Below are 1,598 nucleotides of genomic sequence, written 5' to 3'. Positions count from 1 at the left end.
ACGCAGGAGCCCACATGATCCGCGTCCTCGTCGTTGACGATCACCCCGTCGTGCGCGCCGGGGTCGTCGCGCTCCTCACCGCCGCAGCCGACATCGAGGTGGTCGGCGAGGCGGTGGACGGGCGCGAGGCCGTGGCGCTCGCCGCCGAGCGGCGCGCCGAGGTCGTGCTCATGGACCTGAGAATGCCGGTTCTGGACGGGGTGGCGGCGACCGCTCGCATCGTTGCGGGCGGCGGCGTGCGCGTGCTCGTGCTCACCACCTACGAGGAGGACGACCAGATCCTCGCGGCCATCGAGGCCGGGGCGAGCGGGTACCTGCTGAAGGCGGCTCCGGCGGCGGAGATCCTGGCCGGGGTGCGGGCCGTGGCCGCGGGGCAGGCCGTACTTGCCCCCTCAATCGTGGCGCAGCTCGTGAGCCGGGCCCGCACCGAGGCGGTGCCGCGGCCCGCGCTCACCCCGCGCGAGGGCGAGGTGCTGGCGCTTGTGGCCGCCGGATTGTCGAACCCGGACATCGCGGCCCGATTGTTCATCGGGGAGGCCACCGTGAAGACGCACCTGCTGCACGTCTTCGAGAAGCTTGAGGTGCGTGACCGCACCCGGGCGGTGACCCGGGCGATGGAGCTCGGCCTGCTCTGAGGCCGCCCCGCCGCCCGGGTCGCCCCGCACTTAGGGCTGCGTGACCGGGACGTCGATGATCGCGGTCTGGTCCACGATGCGCTTGCCGGCGTCGTCCATCACGTTGAGCGTGACGCTCGCCGTGAGGTCTCCGGGGGTCGCCCACGTGCTCAGGGTCGCGCCGAAGGACTCGCCGGGGGCGACCGGGTAGCCGCGCTCGTCGCCGTACTTGGGCAGCTGGTCGAGGTTCGCGACGTCGTAGGCGGTACGGCTGAGCCCGAGGCCCTCAAAAATGCCATCCTCCCGGGAGCCGAGCACCGCCTTGTAGTCCTCGACCCCACCGTGCTTGATCATGGCCGCTTCGGTGCCGTCGAGCACGAGCGTCTTGTCGCTCGTGTTCGTGATCACGAAGTTGTACACGGTCATCTCGGAGCCGGTGGGCATCACGGGTGCCTTGGTGTCGGGCATCGCCCAGGTGCCATCGGTTTCGGTCTTGGCGTTGCCGACGCGGAAGATCTCGACGGACCAGGTGTCGGAGGACCCCGTGCCGACGGACTCGCCGACGTCGATCGGGTTCTTCGCCCAGGCGGGGCGAGCCCCGGCGTCCGCGGCGGGCGCCTCGGGGGACTCGGTCTCTTCGGCGGGGGCCTCGCTCTTCTCGGGGGCGGCGGAGGAGGGGGCGGAGGACGTCTCGGGGGCCGGAGTCTCGGGAGCCGAGGAGCATGCGGTCAGGGCGAGCGCGCAGGCGAGTGCGACGGCGCTCAGCGCGGCGGGGGTGTGCTTCATGGGGGTGGTTTCCTGTTCCCTGGGTGGTGCCGGTGTGTGGCGTGGTCGTGAATTAACTTACGGAGTCTCGGGATACCAGATCGCCCAAACGGGCCTCAGCGGCACAATCGTCACCGAAGTGTGAACAAATACCGCCGGTCTGAACGCGTGCGGAGTCGCTGCCGCATCGCCCCGGGAGCCCCGGCCGGAGCGCTCCCC

The 1,598-nt window shown here is 71.2% G+C and carries 2 protein-coding genes; one reads left to right on the top strand and one right to left on the bottom strand.

Annotated elements, in window-relative coordinates:
- The first annotated feature begins 14 nt into the window (after window positions 1-14).
- Window positions 15-635: a response regulator transcription factor gene (locus tag OOT08_RS09010; protein WP_325092892.1), complete on the top strand. Its 621-nt coding sequence runs from the start codon at window positions 15-17 to the stop codon at window positions 633-635.
- 30 nt (window positions 636-665) lie between these two features.
- Here OOT08_RS09010 and OOT08_RS09005 read toward each other — a convergent pair whose 3' ends face one another.
- Window positions 666-1,400: a hypothetical protein gene (locus OOT08_RS09005; protein WP_325092311.1), complete on the bottom strand. Its 735-nt coding sequence runs from the start codon at window positions 1,398-1,400 to the stop codon at window positions 666-668.
- Between the last annotated feature and the right edge of the window lie 198 nt (window positions 1,401-1,598).

Source organism: Leucobacter sp. M11 (genome assembly GCF_035726885.1).
GTDB lineage: Bacteria > Actinomycetota > Actinomycetes > Actinomycetales > Microbacteriaceae > JAPFRB01.
This window is presented reverse-complemented; position numbering and strand designations above follow the sequence as displayed.

Excerpts from the sequence above, each read along its gene's own strand:
- OOT08_RS09010 (WP_325092892.1), top strand. The coding sequence starts at position 15 with ATGATCCGCGTCCTCGTCGTTGACGATCACCCCGTCGTGCGCGCCGGG.
- OOT08_RS09005 (WP_325092311.1), bottom strand. The coding sequence starts at position 1,400 with ATGAAGCACACCCCCGCCGCGCTGAGCGCCGTCGCACTCGCCTGCGCG.